This is a genomic window from Nostoc sp. C057, assembly GCF_013393925.1.
Classification (GTDB): Bacteria; Cyanobacteriota; Cyanobacteriia; order Cyanobacteriales; family Nostocaceae; genus Nostoc; species Nostoc muscorum_A.
In genome coordinates this window covers 5,886,823-5,911,763 of the sequence record NZ_CP040281.1, presented here as the reverse complement: position 1 = coordinate 5,911,763, position 24,941 = coordinate 5,886,823, and the positions used below count along the sequence as shown (strand labels likewise).

The 24,941-nt window shown below is 41.0% G+C and carries 23 protein-coding genes and 1 tRNA gene; 10 read left to right on the top strand and 14 right to left on the bottom strand.

What is annotated here, in order from left to right:
* Window positions 1-199: 199 nt before the first annotated feature.
* Window positions 200-1,546, top strand: a complete 1,347-nt coding sequence (locus tag FD724_RS25420; protein ID WP_179074503.1) for a serine hydrolase — start codon at window positions 200-202, stop codon at window positions 1,544-1,546.
* A gap of 169 nt (window positions 1,547-1,715) precedes the next feature.
* Here the strand turns inward: FD724_RS25420 and FD724_RS25415 are convergent, their stop codons facing one another.
* The 3 genes from FD724_RS25415 to psbD all read right to left on the bottom strand — a co-directional run bounded on the left by FD724_RS25415 (window position 1,716) and on the right by psbD (window position 6,150).
* A complete protein-coding gene (locus FD724_RS25415) occupies window positions 1,716-3,425 on the bottom strand; it encodes an iron uptake porin (protein WP_179074502.1) in 1,710 nt (569 codons plus the stop codon).
* Between the two features lie 632 nt (window positions 3,426-4,057).
* Window positions 4,058-4,339 carry a 4a-hydroxytetrahydrobiopterin dehydratase gene (locus FD724_RS25410; protein ID WP_179074501.1) on the bottom strand — a complete coding sequence of 94 codons (282 nt, stop codon included), beginning with the start codon at window positions 4,337-4,339 and terminating at the stop codon, window positions 4,058-4,060.
* 755 nt (window positions 4,340-5,094) lie between these two features.
* Window positions 5,095-6,150 carry a photosystem II D2 protein (photosystem q(a) protein) gene (gene psbD, locus FD724_RS25405; protein ID WP_012409998.1) on the bottom strand — a complete coding sequence of 352 codons (1,056 nt, stop codon included), beginning with the start codon at window positions 6,148-6,150 and terminating at the stop codon, window positions 5,095-5,097.
* A 353-nt stretch (window positions 6,151-6,503) separates the two neighbouring features.
* Here psbD and FD724_RS25400 point away from each other — a divergent pair, with 353 nt between their 5' ends.
* The 7 genes from FD724_RS25400 (at window position 6,504) to FD724_RS25370 (ending at window position 11,828) form a co-directional block, all read left to right on the top strand.
* Window positions 6,504-6,776: a hypothetical protein gene (locus FD724_RS25400; RefSeq protein WP_012410874.1), complete on the top strand. Its 273-nt coding sequence runs from the start codon at window positions 6,504-6,506 to the stop codon at window positions 6,774-6,776.
* Between the two features lie 13 nt (window positions 6,777-6,789).
* On the top strand, window positions 6,790-7,467 hold the full coding sequence (locus FD724_RS25395; RefSeq protein ID WP_114082780.1) for an ABC transporter ATP-binding protein: 678 nt from the start codon (window positions 6,790-6,792) through the stop codon (window positions 7,465-7,467).
* Between the two features lie 243 nt (window positions 7,468-7,710).
* Window positions 7,711-8,262: an NYN domain-containing protein gene (locus tag FD724_RS25390; protein ID WP_114082779.1), complete on the top strand. Its 552-nt coding sequence runs from the start codon at window positions 7,711-7,713 to the stop codon at window positions 8,260-8,262.
* A gap of 145 nt (window positions 8,263-8,407) precedes the next feature.
* A tRNA-Asn gene (locus tag FD724_RS25385) sits at window positions 8,408-8,479 on the top strand.
* A 24-nt stretch (window positions 8,480-8,503) separates the two neighbouring features.
* Window positions 8,504-9,685: an aminotransferase class V-fold PLP-dependent enzyme gene (locus FD724_RS25380; protein ID WP_218651477.1), complete on the top strand. Its 1,182-nt coding sequence runs from the start codon at window positions 8,504-8,506 to the stop codon at window positions 9,683-9,685.
* Between the two features lie 142 nt (window positions 9,686-9,827).
* The gene (locus FD724_RS25375; RefSeq protein WP_179074500.1) at window positions 9,828-10,763 is read left to right on the top strand and encodes a hypothetical protein; all 936 of its coding nucleotides are present in this window, start codon (window positions 9,828-9,830) and stop codon (window positions 10,761-10,763) included.
* 309 nt (window positions 10,764-11,072) lie between these two features.
* Entirely contained in the window at window positions 11,073-11,828 is a 756-nt protein-coding gene (locus FD724_RS25370; protein WP_179074499.1) for a hypothetical protein, read from the top strand.
* 159 nt (window positions 11,829-11,987) lie between these two features.
* Here FD724_RS25370 and FD724_RS25365 read toward each other — a convergent pair whose 3' ends face one another.
* Window positions 11,988-12,827: a M56 family metallopeptidase gene (locus tag FD724_RS25365; RefSeq protein ID WP_179075625.1), complete on the bottom strand. Its 840-nt coding sequence runs from the start codon at window positions 12,825-12,827 to the stop codon at window positions 11,988-11,990.
* Entirely contained in the window at window positions 12,827-13,246 is a 420-nt protein-coding gene (locus FD724_RS25360) for a BlaI/MecI/CopY family transcriptional regulator (RefSeq protein ID WP_094329782.1), read from the bottom strand. Before FD724_RS25360 ends, FD724_RS25365 begins: the two co-directional genes overlap by 1 nt.
* 338 nt (window positions 13,247-13,584) lie before the next feature.
* Between FD724_RS25360 and FD724_RS25355 the strand changes: the two genes are divergently transcribed.
* Window positions 13,585-14,325 (top strand): 2-phosphosulfolactate phosphatase family protein, encoded by a 741-nt coding sequence (locus FD724_RS25355; RefSeq protein ID WP_114082773.1) that lies wholly within the window; start codon window positions 13,585-13,587, stop codon window positions 14,323-14,325.
* 83 nt (window positions 14,326-14,408) lie between these two features.
* Here FD724_RS25355 and rfbD read toward each other — a convergent pair whose 3' ends face one another.
* From rfbD to FD724_RS25320, 7 genes are all read right to left on the bottom strand, one after another.
* A complete protein-coding gene (rfbD, locus tag FD724_RS25350) occupies window positions 14,409-15,299 on the bottom strand; it encodes a dTDP-4-dehydrorhamnose reductase (protein WP_179074498.1) in 891 nt (296 codons plus the stop codon).
* A gap of 168 nt (window positions 15,300-15,467) precedes the next feature.
* A complete protein-coding gene (gene rfbC, locus FD724_RS25345; protein WP_179074497.1) occupies window positions 15,468-16,013 on the bottom strand; it encodes a dTDP-4-dehydrorhamnose 3,5-epimerase in 546 nt (181 codons plus the stop codon).
* Window positions 16,014-16,253: 240 nt separating this feature from the next.
* Window positions 16,254-17,330 (bottom strand): glucose-1-phosphate thymidylyltransferase, encoded by a 1,077-nt coding sequence (locus FD724_RS25340; RefSeq protein WP_179074496.1) that lies wholly within the window; start codon window positions 17,328-17,330, stop codon window positions 16,254-16,256.
* 78 nt (window positions 17,331-17,408) lie between these two features.
* A complete protein-coding gene (locus tag FD724_RS25335) occupies window positions 17,409-18,479 on the bottom strand; it encodes a glycosyltransferase family 1 protein (RefSeq protein WP_179074495.1) in 1,071 nt (356 codons plus the stop codon).
* An 18-nt stretch (window positions 18,480-18,497) separates the two neighbouring features.
* Complete coding sequence (locus tag FD724_RS25330) at window positions 18,498-19,415, bottom strand: glycosyltransferase family 2 protein (RefSeq protein ID WP_179074494.1); 918 nt, start codon at window positions 19,413-19,415, stop codon at window positions 18,498-18,500.
* On the bottom strand, window positions 19,412-20,440 hold the full coding sequence (locus FD724_RS25325; RefSeq protein ID WP_179074493.1) for a glycosyltransferase family 2 protein: 1,029 nt from the start codon (window positions 20,438-20,440) through the stop codon (window positions 19,412-19,414). Before FD724_RS25325 ends, FD724_RS25330 begins: the two co-directional genes overlap by 4 nt.
* Window positions 20,441-20,809: 369 nt before the next feature.
* Window positions 20,810-22,144 (bottom strand): IS4 family transposase, encoded by a 1,335-nt coding sequence (locus FD724_RS25320; RefSeq protein ID WP_179075624.1) that lies wholly within the window; start codon window positions 22,142-22,144, stop codon window positions 20,810-20,812.
* A gap of 319 nt (window positions 22,145-22,463) precedes the next feature.
* Between FD724_RS25320 and FD724_RS25315 the strand changes: the two genes are divergently transcribed.
* Window positions 22,464-22,838, top strand: coding sequence for a hypothetical protein (locus FD724_RS25315; RefSeq protein WP_179071699.1), 375 nt, complete (start codon window positions 22,464-22,466; stop codon window positions 22,836-22,838).
* A gap of 283 nt (window positions 22,839-23,121) precedes the next feature.
* Here FD724_RS25315 and FD724_RS25310 read toward each other — a convergent pair whose 3' ends face one another.
* Together FD724_RS25310 and FD724_RS25305 are read right to left on the bottom strand one after the other, a co-directional pair.
* Window positions 23,122-24,189 carry an NAD-dependent epimerase/dehydratase family protein gene (locus tag FD724_RS25310; protein ID WP_179074492.1) on the bottom strand — a complete coding sequence of 356 codons (1,068 nt, stop codon included), beginning with the start codon at window positions 24,187-24,189 and terminating at the stop codon, window positions 23,122-23,124.
* A gap of 67 nt (window positions 24,190-24,256) precedes the next feature.
* Window positions 24,257-24,928, bottom strand: a complete 672-nt coding sequence (locus FD724_RS25305) for a bifunctional 2-polyprenyl-6-hydroxyphenol methylase/3-demethylubiquinol 3-O-methyltransferase UbiG (RefSeq protein WP_179074491.1) — start codon at window positions 24,926-24,928, stop codon at window positions 24,257-24,259.
* Window positions 24,929-24,941: the final 13 nt, after the last annotated feature.

Genomic DNA, 24,941 nt, shown 5'->3' with positions numbered 1-24,941 from the left:
AGAATTCAGAAGTCAGAATGGGCTAAACGCCCCGCTACCGCTATCCGCCAGTCACACAGAATTAAATTCTGAATTCTGGCTCCTGACTCCTGAATTCTGTTTTGATAAATCAATAATTGAAAACTTTTTTGATATGTGTGCTTTAATAGTGGGCGGCTTTTGTTCGTTCATGAATTTTCATCACACAAAACGATCACCGATGCTCCTCACACACAAAGAAAACATTTTAAAATTTAGCTGGCTTCTACCCAGCTTCTTCAGCTTGTTCCTGTTTGGTTCCACTGTCAAAGCTGCTGCGATCGCTAATTGGCATTTTGATAGCAATCGTAATCATCTAGATTTTACGACAGACGAGAATATTCAACCCAAAGTACAATTACTTACCAATCCAACCCGTCTGGTAATTGATTTACCTGGAGTCAAACTAGGATATCCACAGACTAGTCAAAGAGTGGGGTTAGTCGTTAAAGACATTAGCATCGGGCAGTTTAATGCAGATACTACCCGTATGGTAGTTACCTTAGCACCCAATTATACTTTCGACTTAGCACAGGTGAAGCTGCAAGAGGAATCTCTCAATCATTGGTCTGTGCAGTTACCCAAGCCGATACAATTGACTGCAACCCGGCCAAACATTTTAGAAATAACTCCGACTCAATCGAGTATTTCTCCAGCAGTAAGTGATGATAGCACTCTGTTTGCTGGTGTAGTTCCAATGCATTCACCGATGAAAGCGCTGGAACCGCAGATTAAAGCCTTGATGAATCGTTACAGCTTCCTGAAAACAGGAATGTTTTTCCTGGATTTGGATACTGGGGATTATTTGGATGTTGGGGGCGATCGCGTTTTCCCCGCAGCTAGTACGATTAAATTGCCAATTCTCATCGCCTTTTTCCAAGATTTAGATGCGGGTAAAGTCACTCTTCAGGAAAACCTGACTATGCGACGTGACTTAGTAACCAATGGTTCTGGAACTATGCAGTATGAGCGAGTTGGCAAAAAGTATACAGCTTTGGAAACCATCACTAAGATGATTACCATTAGTGACAATACCGCCACCAATATGATTATTGATCGCTTAGGTGGAGCTACGAAACTAAATCAGCGCTTCCATAACTGGGGACTGAAAGACACAGTAATTCGGCATCTTTTGGCTGACTTGAGAGGAACCAACACCACAAGTTCTCAAGATATGGCGCGAGTGCTGGCTTTAGTTGTGAATAACAAGCTAGTTTCTCCACAAAGTCGGGAGCAAGCTTTGGATATTCTGCGTCACACTACAATTCACACACTGCTTCCCGCAGGTTTGGGGAAAGGTGCAGTCATAGCCAACAAAACCGGAGATATCGGGTTTCTCATCGGTGATGCCGGATTTGTGAGTATGCCAAATGGAAAACGTTATTTAGCGGCTATCTTCGTCACACGTCCCTATAAGGACACTAGGGGGAGGGACTTTATCCGTCAAGTTTCCCAACTAGTTTACGATTATCTGAATCAGACAAATCCAGTCGCTGCGGTTGGTTCGCCTAACAGTGCTACGAGATAGAAGACGCGCGATCTGTTAATTTGAGCGAACGTAGGGGCACAAAGCCTTTTGCCCCTACTATACCCGGGTTAATCACTGGGGTTTATCCATTGCTGCTACTCAAAATAAAAAACCCCGCCTGATGGCGGGGAAAAATAAAGTTCTAAATTATCAATGGATAGTCAACAGTCTAGAAGGTGAAAGTTGTTCTGAGTGTACCGATAATTGCATCATCGTTAGCGCTGCTTTGACCAGGAGAGGTCAACCAAATTACGCCAGGGGTAATAGAGATGTTATCCGATACGCGATATTTGTAAAAGCCTTCAAAGTGATATGGTACATCATTACCAGCAGCAACACCTGTTCGGTTAAAGGAGTAGGGTTCTGCACCTGCAAAAATACCTAAAACGTTACCCTTTTTACCGAAATCAGGTAAGGCTACCCCTAAACCATAGCTCCAAGCTTCATAATCATCACCTACACCGAAGCCAGTCACATCGTGGTAAGAGACGAAGCCACTAACTGATAGTTTGTCACTGGGTCTAAACGCAGCTGACACACCGTAGGAGTTGCTGGAACCTGCACCTAGTAGAGTGTTTGCTTGTCCAGTACCTACTGCAACAATATCTCCATCTGTCGTAGAACCAGAGTTAAATAAAGCACCACCTGCGCTATATCCGTGGACGTAGGTAGCAGCTAAAGCCAAGCGATCGCCAACACTAAAGTTCAACTGTCCTAAAGCAGCATAATCGCCGTTGGTCAGACCGGAACTAAGAGCAGGATCATTAGCTTGTGATGCCAAGTAACCCGCAGTGATTGAGCTATTTCCTAAGAGGCCGCCACCCTTACCAAGAGGTAGATTGAGCGCTATACCTGCACCGCCACCAATCCGATAGATAGGACTTTCAGAAGCAAAGGTGGATAAAGCGCCGTTACCGCCATCAGTGTTGTCGAAAAAGTAAGGATTGTTGACAGCAGCATAATGGCTGTGTCGTCCACCACTGGCTGCCAAGTATACATTGGCTGGACCTACGGGAACTTCATAGGTCAATCGGTCTATCCGAACAGCGTTGTTACCAGTGCTACCAACTTCAAATGTTTGTGTGCCTTCAGCAGTGTTGATCGCACCACCAGCGTTATCAAATTGTGTGAAAGCTGTTGCATTCCCTGCTGCGAGACGAGTATGTAAAATGTCTCTACCAGTGAAGCTGGTTTGCAAGTCTAAACGTACCCGATCTTGGAAGACTGTATTGTTGTTGTCACCAGTGTTACCGCCAAAGACATCAGTAACGGCAAAAATGGCTTCACCGACTAGTTTTGTAGTGGTGGAGAACTGATTCGCTTCCAATTCAGCAGTCCGCGCTTCTAAGGAATCTACGCGACCGCGTAGGGTTGCCAATTCTGCGGAAAATTCTTCTTGTAAACGCTGTAGGGTAGCTAAATCTTGTTTCGTTACCAAGTCAGCTGTTGCTGTGGCAATCAACTCGTTAACGCGATCCAAACAGGCGTTCAAACCAGCAGCAAATTCATAACGGGTCAAAGCACGATTACCACGGTAAGTGGCATTCGGATAACCTGCAATACAACCATAGCGTTCAACCAAGGACTGCAATGCTTGGAATGCCCAGTCAGTTGGTTGTACGTCGGAAAATTGCGAAACCGATGTTACTTGAGACTGAGAGTTATTTTGGTTGCCTTCGTTGCTGTAACGATTAACTTGATCTATCGTTGTTTGAGCCAACAATTCTGGCTGTTGGGCAACTTCAGCTACACCTACTTGTTTTGCTGGTGATACTTCAGTGGTTGTGTTTGGAGCCGCGATCGCTGTTGTCGAAACTAACAACGTTGCTCCCAAAACTGCTGGGCTAACCACTAAGGATTTCCATAATAGATTAGACATTTTTTCTTTACTCCTCACACCTTGTTTAGATAATTGGTTTCGTTCCACCTAATTCTCGAAAATGCGACATCTCATCGAAACCTATGGATGAGGCATAATTGCCTTACTACAATTCTAGTTTTTGCAAAGCTAATAAACGATTAACTTGGGGTTAAAAACTGATGTGATTAACTTATGCAAAAACATATCTTTATATCATAACATTATAAAACATCTGATCTAGATGGCAAGATTGGAGCGATCGGCTTAATAACTGTCACACATAGCTATCTATATATCTAAGCAGGGAGTAAAGTTTAGGGCATTTAGTTCCTACTTGGCTAAATTGCTGAAAGTCTTCTATACTTAGCATCTTGCAGATAAAAATCACTTCTTACACTTAGCCTGTAGAAATTGGGGCCATAATCAAACATAGCAAAGCCTTTCAGGAGGGTCGTTGCCTGGTATTTTTGGAATAAAAAACAAAATCAGGAATCAAGGTTTTTGAAACCCGCGAACTTTCAAGAAAAACGCATACCTTTACTCTCAATCAAGCTACGGGTTAGTTTTCCCTCATGAGTACAGATATGCGTGTTTTGTCTTTGTCGCTGTTACTTCACAGTCGCCTGGTGCAAGATATCAGAAGAAATCACTTATTTAATTTCGGAAATCGTCTGCGCTACATCAAAGTCTGCCTGTGTTAGTCCGCCTGCATCATGGGTTGTGAGTGTAATCTTCACTTTGTTGTAGGAAATCTCTATGTCTGGATGATGTCCTGCTGACTCAGAGGGTTCCACCAGTTTATTGACGAACTCAATTGCTTGGATAAAATCCTTGAATGTGCGAGTAATATACAACTTAGATTCTTCGACAGTCCAACCTGACAAAACCTTTGCTTGCTCTTGAATTTCCGTTTCCGTGAGTAGTTGTGTCATCTCAAAAAATTCCTACTTATATATTTGTTACATCTTGCATTTGACAGAAATAGACCCATTTAATTTTCCACACATAAACTATGGGAAGATCAGCTAATGCCTAATGCGTGTGTGTATATTTAAATCAGGCTTGGTAAATAAATGCTCTAGCTCACATCAGGTCATACACCAAGGTTTGATGCAAGATATTTTTAATTTTAAGAAAACTTAAACGCATTGGCTTTATCTATCGCGTGTATTGCTATCTAAGTTTTAAAAAGTCACCCATAAAAAACTATCCGCTCTGATTTTGATCGGATGATCTAAATCAGAGCGGTCTAGCGGGTCTTCAGGTTGCAACCAGACTGCCGGAAGGAACTCCGAGCTTGCCTAGCTAATTGAGCTAACTTAGTATCTCAAAGATGACTAAGGCTAACTTTTAGAGAACAGCCCCGGCACACAGCCGGCTAACTGCAACCTGATGACCCACGCATTTACTACTTTCTATCATGGGCATCACCTCCTTATTGCCTAAGCGGTCTTAGTTTTAAAAGGGCAGAGTATTTACTCCGGGTTTATAACCTTCACCTAACATAACACATAAATTTAGAGATATTAGCTATATATAAAAAAATCTCCCGCCTTTTGGTGGGAGATGACTGGAGAATGGGGAATATTGACACTTTTTTAGCTTATGCCAAGGAGATTATTTAATCTGGCTGATGTCAATTTTAGGCAACCATAAAACTGATTCAAGTCATGATCAGCTTTTAATACTACAGAGCATTACCGCGAGGTAGAACTTCCTCAGGGAATACAAACTGTTCGTGGGGTTGATCTTGAGGAGCCATCCAAGCGCGGATACCCTCGTTCAGCAAAATGTTTTTGGTATAGAAGGTTTCAAACTCAGGGTCTTCCGCCGCCCGTAATTCTTGGGAGACGAAATCATAAGCCCGCAGGTTGAGTGCTAAACCGACGATGCCGACGGCACTCATCCACAAACCTGTGACTGGTACGAACAACATAAAGAAGTGCAACCAGCGTTTGTTTGAGAAAGCAATCCCGAAAATCTGTGACCAGAAACGGTTTGCTGTCACCATTGAATAGGTTTCTTCAGACTGGGTGGGATTGAAGGCGCGGAAGGTGTTAGCACCATCACCATCTTCAAACAAGGTATTTTCTACCGTGGCTCCATGAATAGCACACAATAATGCACCACCCAATACACCAGCAACACCCATCATGTGGAAGGGGTTGAGTGTCCAGTTGTGGAAGCCTTGCAGGAATAGCAGGAACCGGAAAATTGCCGCTACGCCAAAGCTGGGTGCAAAGAACCAGCTTGATTGTCCCAAGGGGTACATCAGGAATACGCTGACGAATACTGCAATGGGAGCGGAGAAGGCGAGGGCGTTATAAGGACGAATTCCTACTAGACGCGCAATTTCAAATTGCCGTAACATGAAGCCAATCAAACCAAAGGCTCCGTGTAGGGCAACGAATGGCCACAAGCCACCCAGTTGGAACCAACGGGTGAGGTCGCCTTGGGCTTCTGGTCCCCATAACAGCAATAGGGAATGTCCCATGCTGTCGGCGGGGGTTGATACTGCCACTGTGAGGAAGTTAGCACCTTCTAGGTATGAGGAGGCTAATCCGTGGGTATACCAAGAGGTGACGAAGGTGGTGCCGGTCAGCCAACCGCCTAGTGCTAGGAAGGCACAGGGGAACAATAGTATCCCTGACCAACCTACGAATACGAAGCGATCGCGCTTGAGCCAGTCGTCTAGAACGTCAAACCACCCTCTACTGGGTGCACGTCCAACTGCGATGGTCATTAGAGCAAATCTCCAAATGTTTATAAGTACAGGTTGTATCTGTATTATAGATGGCTAAATAAAAGCCTTCTATAAGCAGAAAGTTAACCGGGTTGTTAACCAAGTTTACAATTTTTTACACACCTTTAATCATATTAGGTGTAAATCGCTAATTTTTCTAGGGGTTTTGTAATAAAAATTAATTTTTTATCCAGATGAGGTAGATAAAGCAGAAGAGTAGAGAGGAAAGAGGTAATTTGAATTCTCCCCCTTGCTCCCTTCGCCCTGCCCCTCTACCTCTTCCAATACCCATTTCCCTAGAATCAGTCAGCTGACGCTAAAATGAGTCCACAGTTAAATTTGATTATTGCTAAATGTTTACCATCGATTTAAGCATCAGAAACACTGCTTTCCCTATCTCGGTACAACGTAAGTCAGCAGAGGATGCTGAGGCTGTCTATCAGCTAATTTTGGCAGCAATCCGTTCTGGGAATCCTGACATTGTGGAACTCAAGTGTGAGGGCAAGACAGAGAAAAAAATTGCTGTCCGCGCTAGTGAAATTTCTGGGGTGCAGATTGTTCAGAAAGATGGTACAACCCCCGGTGGTGGAAGACCACCTGGATTTTTCGCTGTAGCTGCTGAGTAACCAAGGTTGACAAATGGCTCAAGTGGGCATTGAGGTCAAGGATTTAAATTTCAGTTGGCCAAATGGAGAGAAAGTTATCAAATCTTGCTCTTTAGAAGTACCCAAGGGTGAGTTTTGGATGCTCTTGGGTACAAATGGCAGTGGAAAATCAACGTTACTTAGACTGCTGGCGGGGTTATTGGCTCCTGAATCTGGCGAAATTCGGGTTTTACACCCCGTTGGCTTTGTCTTCCAAAATCCAGACCATCAACTAGTGATGCCAACGGTTGGTGCTGATGTGGCTTTTGGATTGGTGGAAGAAAAGTTGCCACCTGCTGCCACTAGAGCCAGGGTTGAGGAGGCGCTGGGAGCGGTGAATTTGCTTACCCTCCAACGACGACCTATTTATGCACTCTCTGGGGGACAGAAACAACGAGTGGCGATCGCAGGTGCGATCGCCCGTCGCTGTGAAGTCTTATTATTAGATGAACCCACTGCCTTACTAGATCCAGATAGCCAGTTAGATTTAGTTGCTAGTGTCCGTCGCCTTGTCAAAAGTCGAGGGATAACAGCCTTGTGGGTAACACATCGATTAGACGAGTTAAATTACTGTGACGGCGCTTTTTTGCTAGAAAAAGGCTCTCTGGTAGATAAAGGTGAAGCCCAACGCCTTAAACAACGTCTGATGGAGGTACACAGCGAAGCCTCTTAATTGAGTGCTGAGTGAATAAGTACAATGAATTGTACTTAGCACTCCTGAATACTACTAAGAAAGAACTGTAACGCGCCTTTTAAATAAAGGCGCGTTTTAAGTTGGTGCGTCTATCTTAGGTTGTAGTTTTATGAGGTTGCCGTATTTTTTATTCTGTGTAGCATAGTGTTACAGACAATGCATCAATTATTATAAAACTTATGAATGAATTTTGTTAACTCTAGAAAATTGTGATTAAAAACCATGCCCCGTTCCTTACTCCAAGCCGTTTTGTTAGTGGACGGCTACAATATAATAGGCGCTTGGCCTTGCCTTAAAAAAACGCGTGATAGCGTTGGATTAGAGGCCGCACGGGGCGAACTTGTGGAAGCAATGACTGGTTATAGTGCGTTTCAAGGTTATACAACTCAGATTGTTTTTGATGCCCAATATCAGAATTCTTCTAGCAATAAAGAAATAATCACTGAGCTTTTATCAGTTTATTACACTGATTTTGGGCAGACGGCGGATACTTACATTGAAAAATCCTGTGCTTCTTTTCGCCACCAAATAGCCCAATCTTTAATTTCTCGTGTGATTGTTGCTACATCAGATCGGGCGCAGCAGTTGATGATACAGGGTTATGGGGCTGAATGGTTGTCGGCGCAACAACTTTGTGGGGAAGTGGAAGCTACTGTCTGCCGGATGCGACAAAAGTATCATACGCGCAAACAATCGAAGAGTAGATTTTTAGCTAATGCTATTGATGCTAAAGCACGGCAACGTCTGGCTGAATTACGAATGGGATTACAGTAGATTATCTAGTATTTAAGAGTCTCTGCTTAAGTTACTGAATGGATTTTGGCTGCAAAAATTATCTAAATTAAGCATCTAAAAAAAATATTGGCGAAAGTACTTGCCAAATCTTATTTTTAGCCCTACTATTATAAATCGTGAGTGGTCCTCAGTAGCTCAGTGGTAGAGCGATCGACTGTTAATCGATTGGTCGCTGGTTCGAATCCAGCCTGGGGAGTTTATCAATCTTGGATTTTAAATTTTGGATTCTAGATTATCCATTAGAGACTTATGGTCGCTTGACTCGACTGTGACGTTTCTGAATCATGGGTCTTTTGGTGCTTGTCCTAAACAAGTGCTGGAGTTTCAACAAAGATTGCGATCGCAGTTAGAACATGAACCCTTACGCTTTTTTGGTAGGGAGTGGGAACCTCTGCTAGATGATGCCAGAAGTAAGGTGGCGGCGTTTGTGGGTGCTGATGTACAAGATTTGGTATTTGTACCCAATGCGACGACTGGCGTTAATTCGGTGTTAAGGTCGCTGACGTTTTCACCAGAGGACGAAATACTTACAACCAACCACGAATATAATGCTTGCTGCAATGCACTTGATTTTATTGCCAGTCGCACTGGTGCGCGGGTGGTGGTGGCAAAAGTTCCTTTCCCGATTGACTCGCCACAGCAAGTAATTGCAGCAGTAATTGAGCGAGTTTCACCAAAAACCCGATTAGCACTTTTGGATCATGTTACTAGCCAGACAGGGCTAATCTTCCCGATTCAAGAGTTGGCGAAAGAGTTGCAACAACGGGGTGTAGATACATTAGTTGATGGGGCACATGCGCCTGGAATGATTTCTCTCGATTTGCGAGAGATTGGGGCAACTTATTACACCGGGAATTGTCATAAATGGCTGTGTGCGCCCAAAGGGGCAGCATTTTTGTATGTGCGGCGAGATAAACAGTCAGAAATTCGTCCTCTGACAATTAGCCACGGGACAAATTCGCCACGCACTGATAAAAGCCGCTTCCAGTTGGAATTTGATTGGACAGGTACAGACGATCCTACAGCTTATATGTGTGTACCAGAAGCGATCGCTTTTATGGGTTCGTTGCTACCTGGTGGGTGGACAGAATTGAGACAGCAAAATCATCAGCTAGTGTTGCAGGGAAGACGGCTACTTTGTGAAGCGTTAGAAGTGCAGCCGCTTTGTCCAGAGGAGATGATTGGTTCAATGGCAGTTGTGCCAATGCCTACGACTTTGGAAAACCGTGATTTTATATCTGTACACGATGAGTTGTTTGATAAGTTTGGTATTCAAGTGCAGGTGATGCCGTGGCAAGAACAACCTCGGCTGTTGGTAAGGATTTCGGCGCAGATTTACAATACTTTAGAGCAGTATGAGTATTTAGTAAAAGCACTTTTGAAGTTGTTGAAAAATAGATGAGCAAGTAGAAGTGATCTCCTCGCACTGATTGTTAGTTCAAAGTAATCCAAAGTCTTATCATTCAGGGGTACAGGGTATAAAAGTAGCAATACAGTTGTGCCAAAATATCCAACAGAGCAACCTGTATGGAGGCTAATTTGCTGTGAATTTACCAGAGTGGAACGAAGACCTAAATAGTTTAGAAGCTAAAACGGCTGCGAAAAAACTTAGTCTTCAACAGAAATTAATTTTGCTTGTTGTATTGGATCAGGTAAAAATTTGGTATTCAGTAGCAAAAGAATCTCACAGACCAGAATGGTTTAGACAAGCCAGTATATGGGGATTTTCTTGGAAGCCAGGAAACAATAGAGAGACATTTTGTAAATTTTTTGGACAAGGATCAGAATGGTCAGCATCCAAGCGAGCTTCTTGGTCTAAATCCCTAGCAAATTTAGAGTATCGTGGTTTAATCATTCGGAATAATTACAATTGTGAGCCTCGGCTATCTACGGATACTCCCCCACCTAAGCGCACCACAGCAATCAAACTTACTTACTTAGGTTACAGAATAGCCAACTTGGTTGATACACAAGACTCAGTGTTTCCAGTTAAGCAGTTACCAAAATGCTTGGACAGTCCAGAAGTTAGAAAAGCAACTCGAAAACTCAGCCGTTTACAAAAAAGAATTTTGAGCGTTTTGGAGTTTCGGATGCAAATAGTAAATGAGGAAAATATTGAGATTGATGACTTGGGATTTCCGTGGTGGCTTCATCCATCAGAATTTTATGAGAAAAATATTGAGAATAAAAGCTCAGATGAATACACATCATCTGACCGTTCTGACCTGTCTCGCTCTCTCAAGAGACTAGAAAATCGGGGCTTGATTATCCGCAATAATTATAAAAATTTACCTCGAAAGTATAAGAATATAGCGGCTCCTAAGTACAGTACGCATATAAGAATTACTGATGACGGGCGAAAGGCAGCCCAATGGGTGATGAAGGGAGATCCCAACGTTGATTCTTATGGCTATACAAAATTATCTTCCAAACAACGTAAACAGCTAGTAGAGCAAATAAAAAAACGGCTAACAAAATAAGTGAAACTAACAAATGGATTTTGTTAGCTTTTTGTCAAAACGGCTAACATTAAAATTTTCATAAGTTCTTCCAAAATAGCAGCATTACTTTGTGCTGTCATGAATGTGGCTGTTTACTCACGTAATCTAAGTGCGGGTACATTTCATCCTTCCTCAATTACCGGGGTATATTTCTGTTTAGCCTAAATGCTGAGTTTCCTACAACTCCACGCATTGATAGTGAATCTCCAACTGAGAGCATCACTGCCTAAAGATAGATCCTTTAGCTCTGACGAATCAGGGAAAGTTCATATTTTAAACATCAAAAACATGAATCACCAACAGCAGAATATATCTGGACTTTTTCAGCCTTTATCCTCGTTCACGCAAAAACTGGAAGAATATAAGCAACTGGAGTTAAATCTTCAACGTCCCATTTCGCTTAATGGTCTATCCTTTTACCAGGATGAATTTGACGGAAAACTTCGTCCGGCTATAGGCACAGTGTTTAATACCACTTGGTCTAAGAAAACTACCACTGTTCCAAAACGGCAGCAAAATCTAGATAAACGAGAATCAGATTGGATTGCGTATAGAAATCGTACTGAGGGAGCATCTTTTCATAAAATGATGGAGCAGCACTTTAATAATCAGCCTTTGGCGCACTACTGCGATCGCATTAAGGCTTATCGACGTAGCATAGAACCAGTTTTAGAAAAAATTAGTGCAGTTCACCTTGTAGAAAAGGTAGTTCCTTGGAAAGGAATTTTACCTTATGCTGCCAAGCTAGATTTTATGGGCAAATACGATGGAATACTTCATGTAATTGAGTGGACATCCAGCACACAGGCTGTTTCTGAGTTAGCATTTCTCGGTAATAAGTTAGAGCAAGTAACTGCCCAAGTCAAGGCAGTTCGGAACTTTTACAATCTGGAAATTAGTCATGCACTAATTGTTGTTGCCCACCCTTACACAGATGCAACTGTTTTTACTCTTGAACTAAAAGACTTGGCTCATTGCTGGAAAAATCAGTTAGTGCCTCGTCTTAAACGATTTTACTGCGACCAGATATCACTTGCTTGTTAACTACAGAACCAAAAAACAGCGATCGCTTACCTCCTGTTTAGTACTTGGGGAACAGTAAGTGATCGCGTCGATATTTGCGTTTTGAATAGATGCGATAGTTGTCAGTACAATGTTAATTCACTGACTTCATAATTGTATTATTTAGGTCAAATTACTTTATTAACTATGAAATATCACAGTCAGTAAAGGCAGGAATGCCAACAGAAAGCCATGCCAAGATTGCAATTTAGCTTCTGTGGTTGGTTCTGGTGGTGCTAATAAAGCTTCTACTCTTTGTTCTAAGCGATCTGCACCAGAGGAACCTAATGCAGCACAGCAAATTTCTGATAAGACGGGGCCGCTACTAACTACTAATAAAAGTGATTCTGCTAGCACCAGAGGATCTACCTGCAATGCTGCATAACCGTCAGCACGGAGTTCGCGCAAAGCTAACAGTTCTTCCCACAAAGGCTCTGTATTCGGCAACCATGCAGTGCAGGAACGCACCCAACCCAGCCAGAAAAACCAGAACGTATCCCTGTAATGGTGATGCCCTTGCTCATGGGCTAAAACGCTTTCTAAATGAGCCGGGGAGAGAGTTTGCACTAATCCTTGACTAACCACTAATTCTGGTTGCCAAAAACCGATTTGACCTGCAAACAACGCGCCCGTTTGCAGTAGTCTGGCTCGTCTATCGCCAACATTCACTAGAGGGCAGTTACGGGCAGATTCTACAGATTGCCAACCTTGGAAGGCAAGTTTAATACATGAAATGGCAAAAAATGCCAAATAAATTAATGCTAGTAAATAGCTAATTGAGCCTGTATACATCCCGCCCATTTGTCCTTGAGGCCCCATGAACAGCACAGCGATCGCAGTCATGAAAATTAGTAAGGGGGGGAAGAGGAACAAAAATAGCGATCGCTGCCACCGCAGATTCCAATTACCTTGGTGTTGATTCCAAGCGGATCTTAACCACCAGGCAACTGCCAAAGAATTCAAAATCATTATCAGATGCATCATTTTTCCTCCCTGGCTTGGCGTGCAGATTGAATCCGTTTGGCGATCGCTGCTATTTGCTCACTAGCTGCTTCATCCAGACTATCAGCAAAGGCTGCAACAACATCGGGGTTCCCCACCGCTAGAAATCGCTGTAACTGCTCATGAGCTTTGATGACATCTGATTGCTGCTTACTCAGCATTGGCCGCCAATAGAATGCCCGCTCTTTTTTATCGCAGGCTAACCAACCTTTATCAGTGAGGCGACGTAAAACTGTGGTGACAGAAGTATAGGCTAATTCGCGGTTGGGATCGGTCAAAATGCGATCGTGTACATCCTTGACTGTGGCTGAACCAAGTTCCCAGATGATATTTAAAATTTCCGCTTCCAAGGGGCCTAAAGATAGTTGTTTAGGGCGGTAGTCGGGTAAAGGTGCCATAGCGATTTCGATTTGAGATTTTGGATAAGCGGAGTGGAGGTGAAAATTTCGGTTTTTGTTTGGCAAGGTTAGTCAGTATGTGTAGTGGTGCTAACTTGGAATGCCAAATACAGTTTTAGAAAGTCTGTTCTTGTTTTAGATTACAGGATAATGCAGTAAGTCTGAAAGTCTATAAGCATAAAAGTAGACTTTTTGAGTGTTTATTATATATTGAATGGGTTGCATAGTGCATTCTGATGCTAAAAAAATCCCTGAGAGTAATTGTAACTATAGTTAGTGTCACCAACTGGGTAGAATGTTATTTGCGGAAGTTGTATTAAAGCAGGTGTATCCAGCACGTGAAGCTATTTGTATACCACACTCCTGAATTGACTCCAACGGGTAAAGCGCCAGAATGTGCGATCGCAGTCGATGTTTTGCGGGCTACTAGCACAATAGCGACAGTTTTGGCAGCTGGAGGCGAAGCTGTACAAGTATTCAGCGATTTAGACAAGTTAGTTGAAGTTAGCGAAAAATGGCCCGCTGAAAAACGGCTGCGAGCTGGAGAACGCGGTGGCGCGAAAGTACCTGGCTTTGAGTTGGGTAACTCTCCCCTCGATTGCACACCAGAATTAGTGCAGGGGCGACGGTTGTTTATCAGTACCACTAATGGCACTCGTGCTTTACAACGGGTACAAGACTCCCCAAATCTCTTAGCAGCTGCCTTGATTAACCGGGCGGCGGTAGTGCAATTTCTCCTAGAAAAACAACCAGAGACAGTGTGGATTGTCGGTTCCGGTTGGGAAGGTAGTTTTTCTTTAGAGGATACAGTTTGTGCGGGTGCGATCGCTCATAGCATTTTACAACAAACACAGTTGTCACCAGAAGAACTAGCTGGTAACGATGAAGTGGCTGGTGCGATCGCTCTTTACTCTCAGTGGCAAGATAACTTATTAGGATTATTCCACCAAGCTAGTCACGGACAACGATTGTTGCGTCTTGACTGTCTAGATGATTTAAAATATTGTTCCCAAACTGATATTTTAGATGTTTTGCCAATACAACATGAAACGGGAGTATTAAAAAGTCAAAGGAAATAGGGAATGGGTAGTGAAGAAGGGAATAGGTTACAGGTTACAGGGTATAGATTATTTTCTATTACCTGTCACCTGTCACCTCTCCCCTAATCTTCATTCCCAATTTTCAAATCCCTAAGCATTTGCCGAAGTCTTTGTCGCCAATGAGGGGCATAAGTCCCTAGAATTGCAGAAATTTTCCCACAAGCAAGCACAGAATAGGCTGGGCGACTGGCTGGTGTTGGATATTCGGCAGTTGTAATGGGGACAATACGTTCAACTTTCAAAGGGAAGCCTAGCTGTTGGGCTTCTTCAAAAATGGCAACTGCAAAGTCATACCAGCTAGCAACGCCGCTATTAGTGTAGTGATAAGTGCCACTAATTTCTGAGGTTAACTGAGGAATCGTCTGGGCGATGACTGTGGCTATATCTTGCGCCCAAGTCGGGCTACCAATTTGATCGGCAACAACACGAAGTTCTTGGCGTTCTGCACCTAGTCGCAGCATGGTTTTGACAAAATTACTTTTGCCAAAGGTTCCATAAACCCAAGCAGTGCGGAGGATGAGGTGATGGGCGCAAGTTTCCCGAATTGCTTCTTCTCCAGCAAGTTTGGTTTTACCATAAACACTCAAGGGATTAGTTACATCGGTTTCCTGGTAAGGACGATACCCATTACCATCAAAAACATAATCGGTCGAAATATGAATTAGAAAAGCTCCTAATTTTTGGCTTTCTTGGGCAATAATCAGGGGTGCAGTAGCATTAATAGCGATCGCAAGTTCGGGTTCGCTTTCGGCTTTGTCTACAGCAGTGTAAGCAGCAGCATTAATAATGATTTGCGGCTGCTTTGCTCTGATAAAATTGCGGAGGTTATCGGGTTGGGCAAGGTCTACTATTGGGCGTGCTACTGAGGTAACATCGCCATAGCTTGAGACGATTTGTTCTAGTTCCTTACCCACTTGACCGTTGCTACCAATCAGCAAAATTGATTTAGTCATTTGTCATTTGTCATTTGTCATTTGTCCAAGAGAAGCCACGCCCACTCTTTAACGTGGTTTGAATTAGTTCGATGAAAGACAAAGTTTTTCCGCACACTATAAAAGTAAGCTTAGGGTATAGCAAGAAGCTGCGTATCTGACCAATGACCAATGACCAATGACTACTACTTAATCAAATACTTCAGCAGTTCTCAAAGGTTTCCCGGCTTGGTCTTTAGCTGATAAAATCGGTGGCGCACTCAGGGGCCAATCTATTGCTAAATCTGGATCGTTCCATAGAATTGTGCGATCGCCTTGGGGTGCGTAGTAATCTGTAGCTTTATAGAGAACTTCGGCTATTTCTGAAAGCACAAGAAACCCGTGAGCAAAGCCTGGTGGTATCCACAGTAGACGTTTGTTCTCAGCACTGAGTTCATAACCCACCCATTTACCGAAGGTAGCTGAACTTTTTCTAATATCTACAGCTACGTCAAAGATAGTGCCAACAATAGCTCGGACAAGTTTACCTTGGGGTTGTTGAATTTGGTAATGCAATCCCCGCAAAACGTTTTGTTTAGAGCAAGAGTGGTTATCTTGGACAAAGTTGGTAATAATACCAGTATCTTGGGCAAATTTTCGATCGTTGTAGGCTTCAAAAAAGAACCCGCGATCGTCTGCAAATACTTTGGGTTCGAGTTGTATAACTTCGGGAATTTTGGTATGTACAATACTCATCAATATTATTTCGAGTAACCCACCACAGTGTTAGGGATCTGCGGGTTAATAGTATCCCAACTAGACGGGTTTCGACTGCGCTCAACCCTCAGCCATCGAGAGTTGAGCGCAGTCGAAACTCGGTTTACTGGTACTTTATTTTTACGCAAGTCCCTTAATTGTGAGAGTAATTTAATGCTTGTATTTTACAGCTAGCAGGTAACACTTCGACCGTGGCTTTTCCTCTTTTCAACAATTAAATCAGGTTAGTTCAATTTGACAGTCATCGCCAATTAGAAATCGCAAGGCTTTGGGGCGGCGAGGTGCAAGAGTCAATTGTGCCCGTTGCCCAATGACACTATCAATAATGCGCTGATGAATTCCGGCAATTTTAGCGCCTTCTAAAATCACGCTGTGTTCTAAATCAGTATCAATGAGTGTCGCATTGTTGGCAATGCTACTATAAGGGCCAATAAAGCAGTTTTCTAAATGACAATTGCTACCAATGACTACTGGCCCCCGAATTGTGCAGTTAATTACTTTAGATTTTGCACCGATTTGGACTCGTCCAATAATCTGACTTTGGGCATCGATTTCGCCAAGAACTGATGCTATCAGATAGGTATCGAGAATCAATCGGTTAGCTTCTAACAAGTCATCTTTCTTACCAGTGTCTAACCACCAACCTTTGAGATTGTATGCTAAAACTTGCTTTTCCTGATTAATTAGGTATTGAATAGCATCAGTGATTTCTAGTTCGCCTCTGGCAGAAGGTTGGATATTTGCGATCGCATCAAAGATGAGGTGAGAAAAGAAATAAACCCCTACTAATGCCAGATTTGAAGGAGGAACTTTGGGTTTTTCAATTAACTGTAATACCCGTCCTGTCTCATCTACCTCAGCTACACCAAAGGCGCTAGGGTTGGCAACTGAACGCAAGAGAATCAAAGCATCTGGCTGTTGTTGGCTAAATTGTTGCAGGAAGTAACGTAATTCACCTAGTTGAATTAGGTTATCGCCCAAGTACATGACAAAGGGAGAATTTTCTAAAAACGGATGGGCAATTTGGACGGCGTGAGCAAGTCCGAGTGGCTGCTCTTGTACGATGTATGTTATGTTTGCTCCAAAGTATTCTCCATTTCCGGTTTTCCCTTGGACTTCTGCTCCAGTTTCCGGGCTGATGATAATACCAATATCAGTAATCCCAGCAGCGACCATTTCTTCAATGCCATACCATAAAACAGGTTTATTAGCAACTGGTACGAGTTGTTTGGCTCCGCTATAAGTAAGGGGACGTAGGCGTGTACCTTTTCCACCAGAGAGAATTAGTGCTTTCATAGGGATTTTTCATTTTTCATTTGTTATTCTCCGCGTTCCTGCGTTCTCTAAGTCCCTGCCTTACTCAACGGTATTATTTTACATGTACCGGGATAACACTTCGACGGTTGCTTTTCCTGTTTTTTCCCAACTGAATTGTTGGGAATGAGTGATACCCTGGCTAGAAAGGTGCGATCGCAAACCCGAATCAGTTGCGATCGCCTGCATCGCCTCTGTAATTTCTCCAGTGTTGTATGGATCGATCAGAATCGCCGCGTCTCCAGCAACCTCTGGTAGGGAGGAGAGATTGGAGGTGATGACGGGAGTACCACAAGCCATTGCTTCGAGGATAGGTAAACCAAAGCCTTCCCAGAGACTGGGGAAAACCAGAGCGATCGCTTCATTGATGATTTTTGGCAATTCGCTGTAAGGAATATAATCTAGGAACTTGACTTGATTAGTTATGCCTAGTTCTGCAACTTGCGCTATTAAACTTGGGGTGTAACGTGCGTCAGTCGGCCCTGCTAACCACAATTCGTAATCTTTGTAATTAGGCAGTGCGGCAAAGGCGGTAATTAAACGTTCAGGATTTTTGTAAGGATTATGCCGTCCCAAATAAAGGAAATAGTTTTGTGTGGATAAATCCAAGCAAAGAAAATTCTTTATATCATACGCTAGTGGAATCGCAGTGATTTTTTCTTCAGAAACTCCCAAAAAACTGTTTAAATCCTGAGCCGTTGCCATTGAATTACAAATAACGTGTTTTGATTGTTGTATTACAGCACGAATATAATAACTACAATAAAGTCGCTGTGTTATGGAAAACCATTGTGGAAATCTTAAAGGAATTAAATCATGAACAGTAACAACATAAGGGCAGGAAGAAAATAAAGGAGCCTCTGGGATCGGAGAAAATAATAATGTAGACTTCATCTGTTTATAAAGACTTGGCAGTTTTAATTGTGTCCATAGCAGACGCTTTAAGTTCCCTTTCATACCAAAATCTGTTGTCATACCTGATGGTGATTGATGACATTTAATTCCAGAAATTTCTATTGGACTTAATACATCAATATCTAAATTTTTTAGTTCTTTTAATAAATTCAAGCTATAACTTAACCAACCTGTCGGCTGTGCCGGAGCGAAAGATAGATTTGCCAGTATGGGCATAATAAAATCCCTATATTATTAATTAGATACAGATACTTTAACGGCATTTTTTTTTATAGTAAGTAACAAAACAATAATTTTTAGACTGTTAGGATTAGCTGTAGTTATAAATTCGCCAAAAAATTTATAAAAAAGATATAGACGTAATATGATTTGTTCCCAGACAGGACGATGCTTTTGATAATAATAAAGTTGGCTACGTCTATATTCAATCGCCATTAAATTTGCAGCTTTCTGTATCGAATATCCTTTCAAATGAATTAAAGATACATGAGGCATGTAGATAATTTTATATCCTTGATATTGCGCTCTTTGGCATAAATCTGATTCTTCAAAATACATGAAAAAATTTTCGTCAAATCCGCCTAATTCATGAAATAAACTTGAGCGAATAAAAAAAGCAGCCCCTACAACAATATCGAATTCTCGAATTTCTTGAAATTTCTGTTCAATCAAATGTTGCTGAGAGATATTTTGATAAGCTTTATGAAGCTGACGAGCTTGATATTCACCCTTAATTCCTAATGCTGGCGAAACAGAAATTTGTAAGCTTCCATCTGGATTTAGCAGTTTTGGGCCAATAATTCCTACTTGTGGGTCTGCTTGCATCAATTCAATTAAAGGCGGTATAATATTACTATTAAGTACAGTATCAGTATTTAATAAAAATAAGAATTCTCCACTAGCAAGTTTTGCACCTGCATTATTCCCTGCTCCAAAACCTCTATTTTCTAGCTGTTTAACTAAGCGAATTTGGGGATAATTTGCCTCAACTAATTCAACACTGCCGTCGCTAGAAGCATTGTCTACAAGAATGATTTCATGGTTAGGTATATCAATAAATTTTTGTATAGAGTTTAAGCAATCAGGTAGAATATCTACCCCATTATAGTTAACTAAAATAATCGATACTGAGATAGGTTTTTGCTGATTCATTTTTTTGGGATATTGCTCTTATTCATTTTAAATCTGGGCAACACCTTGAAGATATAATTTTGAACTCGTTGAATATCGAATAAAATTTTAAAAATCAAAATTCGTAGTGCTATACCTTCAGAATGATATCCAGCTTTTAAACTTTGGTAACAGAGCTTAAGAATGCCCAAACCAAAATCTAATTGCCTATCGTCAAAAGGATTATACCAATTTGAATCTAATTGGTGGTAAAATCTAGCCTGAAACACTTTACTCAACTTAGAATGAATTATATAGCTTTTACCTCTAATTTTATATTTTTTACTGAACCAGAGCATAAATTCAGTATAAAAATTACCAGCATTTTGCATTGCTCCTACTGCATTGCAACTATGAAGCCTATAGCGGACTAATGGTTGGCGAATATGAGAAATTTTACCTTTTTGAATTGCCACCAATGCTACCCACCAATCATGATGCCAACCAATTTCATCTTGTTGGGGAAAGGGTAGAATATAAGGAACTAGAGAACTAGAAAATAACAAAGAGCATCCTGTCACGACATTACGAAGTAGTAACAATTCTACCGTCGTTTTTTCGGGATTACGTCCTTCAAAATCCCAAGTAGAAGGATTGATAGTTTGGTCATCACTGTTTATTAACTCCAAATCAGAATGAACCAATAGTGCGTGTTCAGCGCGTAAAGTTTTTAGCAATACTTCTAGCTTTTCTGGCTGCCAAATATCATCTTGGTCGGAGAAGCTTATGGCTGTAACTGTGTGGTCTTGAATACAGTATTCCAAACCCCTTTCAAAATTATAGTAATGTTTAAGATTATCGCTATGAAAATGAAAAATAAACCGTGAATCATTGCCAACAATTTCTTGCATTGCAGTTTGATATTCAGGTTGCGAGCAGTCATCAACAATATGACAAACCCAATTGCACCAAGTCTGATTTTGAATGGACTGGATCTGTTTCTGAAAATATTCAAGCTGAGGATTATAGGTTGCTAAAACAATACCGATTTTTTCTTGAGCCTGCATCTAAGTTTAATTTATTTTGGCATAACGAGATGGGCAACTTTTATTAAAGTATAATTTTAAAGGTAAGGTGAGGATAAGTTTCATAAATTTTTACTCTGCTATTCTTTTACTCAAAATTATTTGGTATTGCATAACAATAATATGAATTAGAGTGAATATCAATACTGCTCGGTTAAGGAAAAATAGATAGTGGAATAAATCATAATTTGTTCGCGTATGATTTACGAGAACAAAAACAGCTAAAAACGTTGCTTGTACCTAAAGGCACTCTCGAAAAATTTAATTGTCAATTGCTGAGAAGATTTTTAACCTGTTGAACTATAAATTGAGAATGAACAATTTACGGTATCGCCTAAATAATAGATGTATTCAACTTGCTTTCCTGAAAATTTGAAAGGATAATAGTTGTCGAGGAGTGCCATTATTTCTATGACATCGTTTTTTACTCGGAAATTTTGAGCGAGTTTTCTTGACGACTCTGGGATTACTTCTGTGCTGTGGTGGTGGAATTTTTAAATCTTTTATTTCCGAAATTAACCAGCTAAAAAATACATTGATATCTGGGAACATTTCTATTGCAATCTGGAACAAAGGGATAGCGCGTCTAACCACTCTCAGGCTGCCAGTAAAGCTTAGACGTAATGGTGATAATCCTACTTTTTCAGCACTTTGAAACATTAAACAACGTATACAGTAATGTCCCAGTAACCAGTCATAAATTTCTTGGACTACTTCACGAGGATTTTTCGAGCGGATAAGAGTTTTTCGCCCTAAAAGATGAACTTTTAATTCATCCAAAGTATTCTCTGCTTCCCATCGCTGGTGATACTCAGTCGCTAGAAGTAAAGCTGGGAAAATTGTAATATCCATCAAATCAGTAATCAGACGATAAACTTTTTCTATCCCATTCTCTTCAACAACATATTCAATTACACGGATGGGTATTCGGGTTGCACCCTTCTTTTTAGATTGACCATCAGGTCCAATCCAAGACAAATAAGAACCATCGTCAAAAGTTTGAACGACCTCGAATTTAACGTGGGCTGGTACACGTCCAAGAATATGGCATTTTTGTTTAATTGCAGCATTAACCATCTTGAATGAATGTAGTCCCCTATCCCACATCAGCAACATCCCATCACTAACACTTCGTAATAATTTTAAAGCTCCTTTTCTTTCACCAATTCGATAAGGACTAATGAATGCATCAGTAATTAAATGAGTCCCTGCTTCTACTAAAAAAACTAATCTGGCTTTAGGAAATGCTGGATATGTACCAGGACGCGAACCTGGATAACCAAATACTCTGGCATTCTCTTGAGTCTCAGGAATGTCCATTACTGTCCCATCTACAGCCATTATTCTTAACCCTCCCAAAAAAGCACCTGGTGTTAAAGGCGTTGCTAATGGCTTTGCAACCATCTCAAACAAACGTGTCATTACAGATGCTCCGGTTCGTTGCCGTGCTTCGGTAATTGATGAAGAAGTTGGTGTTTTAAAACGTATTAATTCCGGTATGCGTAAACTGGCGAAACCATGAATCAGATTTTTGAACACCGATACAATAGAGTCCGATGACCAAAAACTCATGGCTATTACCAAAACCACAACTACATGAGTCGGAAGTATTCGTTGTCGTTGTCCAACAGAAGAAGTACTGATAATTGCGTTCGTTATGGTTTGAGATGGAATTACTTTATCCATTGCCAGAAGTAATTGGCTTGGGGTAATGTACAGGGCGAACGCACGGGATTTCTGAAACCCTTGCTGGGCAAGGATCTTGATGAAAAAATAGGCTAAATTAAAAAACGCCAAAACCCTTGCTATTAAAGGATTCTTATACTTTAGATGCGTTTGCCCTGGGGTAATGTATGGCTGTTGAACCTCAAAGTTAACAAGTGACATTAACAAGACGGTACTTACGTTTAATTTTGGCTGTAAAATAATATAAACTAAATTCGGGCTTGTTCTCGTAATCAATACGCGAACACTGCGATCACCATAAGCACTCTTGTTTTGCCAGATGGTTGACTCTGACATTATTTCTAGAGCCGAACTCATACAACAAGCCATTGCGACGTTACAACTCTCCATTCAACAAATTCAGACTTCGGGGGAAGTTGCACCACCTGGTTGTTGCGTTTTGCGTTACCAAGCACGCGGGAAAAAGCAAGCTTACTGGTACTATAAGTTACATGCAACCAAACCAATTTTTTCCACAACTCAACCTAACAAATTGAGCAAATACAAGCATTTGGGTAAGGCTGGAAGCTCTGCCCATATTAATGCTGTTCTTTCTGTGGCTAGAAGAACCCAAATCGATTACTTAACAGAGTGCATCGACTCTCTTCGTCAAAATTGGGTGGACTTGTACGATAGCCTCAAAGAGAAAAAGTAAGTCTAATTATTTATTTTGTTCGCGGACAGTTTACGCGAACAAAATCTTCCTTGTTTTACCCTCTATTTCTCCTTAACCGAGCAGTATTGGAGTGAATATTCATGTAATATCCACGTTGTAATTCAAACCATAACCGTAAAATAAATTGTTAGTTTATTATCTCAAGTATCGTTGTATTTCAATGCAAGGGAAAGCCCCCGCAAGGATATGGCGATAGCTAAGCCCACCGCAGGCATTGAATAATTTATATTGTGATTCAGCAACGCCTGATTTTTATACTAGTTTAGTTTGTTTTCCTAGATGCTTGGGCATAATAAATCTCTTCTAGTATCTGTTGAAGATTATACTTATATTCCCATATTGGATAGTGAGAGCGGAACTTTATTACATCTGAAATATACCAGATATGATCGCCAGAGCGGTTCTCATCTGTATAGATGTATTTCAGCTTTTTACCTACGATGTTTTCGCAAATTGAGATTGCTTCTAACATAGAACAATTACTATGCCGAGAACCCCCAATATTATAAACCTCTCCACATCTAGGATTTTGATAAAAATAGTAAAAGGCCTTGACTAAATCATAACTATGTATATTATCTCTAACCTGTTTGCCTTGATAGCCAAATATGGTGTAAGTTTGACCAGTGATAGTACATTTCATTAAGTACGCTAGAAAACCATGCAACTGAGCGCCACAATGGTTTGGTCCAGTCAGACAACCTCCTCTAAAGGTAGCAGTCTTCATACCAAAGTATTTACCATATTCTTGAACTAGTATATCTGCGGCAATTTTAGAAGCGCCAAATAGAGAATGTTTGGAGTTGTCAATTGTCATTGACTCATCAATGCCTTCTATATATTGATGATTTGGTTCAATCTCCCAGCGAGTCTCTAACTCCTGCAAGGGTAGATAATTAGGAGTATCGCCATAGACTTTATTGGTTGAGGTAAATATAAAAATTGCATCACGGCAGTATTGCCGAGTTGCTTCTAGTAATACTAAAGTACCGTTGGCATTAACCGTAAAGTCTGTATGAGGGTCTTTTGCTGCCCAGTCATGAGATGGTTGTGCTGCTGTATGAATAATAAGAGAAATATCAGAGGAATATTCTTGAAATAGGTTTTCTACTGCCGAGCGATCGCGGATATCAATGTCATAATGACGATAACTATCACCATATTTATCTTGTAATATCTGACGATTCCATTCTGTCGAAGCAGATTCACCAAAAAATACCGCCCGCATATTATTATCTATACCCACAACATGAAAACCGTTCTGTGCAAAAAAATGAACTGATTCTGAACCAATAAGACCAGAGGAACCAGTAATTAAAACGGTGGGCATAATATTTTGACTCACTTACAGTACAATCCACATTTTAGGATAAAATAGATTTATAATCGCAGTTAAACTAGAGGGGTTTGGATGCTTTGATAAACATCTGCCCTCCCAGAAAACTCCAAAGGAATGGTAACTTGAGATAAAGCTTCAAAAGATTAGGCGACCCTGGTCTACCTTTAGTTGAATATGGTAAAAACCTGGGAATTAAAACATCAATTTTAAAACCAAGAGTATGTAATAATTCTTGAAGAGAAAGATGGGTGATTGGTAATTGATGATCGATGAAATCATAATATTCCTTAACAGAATACTTGAAGTTTGGCTGTATGATTAATATCGCTCCTCCAGGTTTGAGGTAGTTAAAGCAAAATAACAAAACTTCAACTAGTTCTTCCTTATTGTTTAAATGTTCAAAAAAATTTGAAACAAATATTTTGTCAAAGCGTTCCGTTACTTTCTCCTGTTCTGTTTTGTTCAAAATATCCAGATTGAGAATATTTACATCAGGATTGGCAAATGTCTGAGAATCAGGATTGATATCAATTAAGTATTTTTCTTTTGCTTTAATATTATTGATAAACTCACAATAGCCCCCACCAATATCTAAAGTAACTGAGTCTTTTCCCAAATGTTTTTGCAAGAATTCCTCAATTAAAGTTTTCCACAGAGCTATTTTAGCTCTTTTTTGTTTATGATCAAAACGATTAGAGTAAAGTTTTTTAAGGTATTCCTCTTGTTTCATAGGTTTTTGCTCA

What these genes read in the sequence shown, in the direction of transcription:
- FD724_RS25395 (WP_114082780.1), top strand. Translation starts at nt 6,790, where the DNA reads ATGGCTCAAGTGGGCATTGAGGTCAAGGATTTAAATTTCAGTTGGCCA.
- FD724_RS25315 (WP_179071699.1), top strand. Translation starts at nt 22,464, where the DNA reads ATGGTTGACTCTGACATTATTTCTAGAGCCGAACTCATACAACAAGCC.
- FD724_RS25340 (WP_179074496.1), bottom strand. Translation starts at nt 17,330, where the DNA reads ATGAAAGCACTAATTCTCTCTGGTGGAAAAGGTACACGCCTACGTCCC.
- rfbD (WP_179074498.1), bottom strand. Translation starts at nt 15,299, where the DNA reads ATGACTAAATCAATTTTGCTGATTGGTAGCAACGGTCAAGTGGGTAAG.
- FD724_RS25310 (WP_179074492.1), bottom strand. Translation starts at nt 24,189, where the DNA reads ATGCCCACCGTTTTAATTACTGGTTCCTCTGGTCTTATTGGTTCAGAA.
- FD724_RS25320 (WP_179075624.1), bottom strand. Translation starts at nt 22,144, where the DNA reads ATGGATAAAGTAATTCCATCTCAAACCATAACGAACGCAATTATCAGT.
- rfbC (WP_179074497.1), bottom strand. Translation starts at nt 16,013, where the DNA reads ATGAGTATTGTACATACCAAAATTCCCGAAGTTATACAACTCGAACCC.
- FD724_RS25325 (WP_179074493.1), bottom strand. Translation starts at nt 20,440, where the DNA reads ATGCAGGCTCAAGAAAAAATCGGTATTGTTTTAGCAACCTATAATCCT.
- FD724_RS25360 (WP_094329782.1), bottom strand. Translation starts at nt 13,246, where the DNA reads ATGGCACCTTTACCCGACTACCGCCCTAAACAACTATCTTTAGGCCCC.
- FD724_RS25420 (WP_179074503.1), top strand. Translation starts at nt 200, where the DNA reads ATGCTCCTCACACACAAAGAAAACATTTTAAAATTTAGCTGGCTTCTA.
- FD724_RS25335 (WP_179074495.1), bottom strand. Translation starts at nt 18,479, where the DNA reads ATGCCCATACTGGCAAATCTATCTTTCGCTCCGGCACAGCCGACAGGT.
- FD724_RS25415 (WP_179074502.1), bottom strand. Translation starts at nt 3,425, where the DNA reads ATGTCTAATCTATTATGGAAATCCTTAGTGGTTAGCCCAGCAGTTTTG.
- psbD (WP_012409998.1), bottom strand. Translation starts at nt 6,150, where the DNA reads ATGACCATCGCAGTTGGACGTGCACCCAGTAGAGGGTGGTTTGACGTT.
- FD724_RS25305 (WP_179074491.1), bottom strand. Translation starts at nt 24,928, where the DNA reads ATGAAACAAGAGGAATACCTTAAAAAACTTTACTCTAATCGTTTTGAT.
- FD724_RS25330 (WP_179074494.1), bottom strand. Translation starts at nt 19,415, where the DNA reads ATGAATCAGCAAAAACCTATCTCAGTATCGATTATTTTAGTTAACTAT.
- FD724_RS25365 (WP_179075625.1), bottom strand. Translation starts at nt 12,827, where the DNA reads ATGCATCTGATAATGATTTTGAATTCTTTGGCAGTTGCCTGGTGGTTA.
- FD724_RS25400 (WP_012410874.1), top strand. Translation starts at nt 6,504, where the DNA reads ATGTTTACCATCGATTTAAGCATCAGAAACACTGCTTTCCCTATCTCG.
- FD724_RS25390 (WP_114082779.1), top strand. Translation starts at nt 7,711, where the DNA reads ATGCCCCGTTCCTTACTCCAAGCCGTTTTGTTAGTGGACGGCTACAAT.
- FD724_RS25410 (WP_179074501.1), bottom strand. Translation starts at nt 4,339, where the DNA reads ATGACACAACTACTCACGGAAACGGAAATTCAAGAGCAAGCAAAGGTT.
- FD724_RS25370 (WP_179074499.1), top strand. Translation starts at nt 11,073, where the DNA reads ATGAATCACCAACAGCAGAATATATCTGGACTTTTTCAGCCTTTATCC.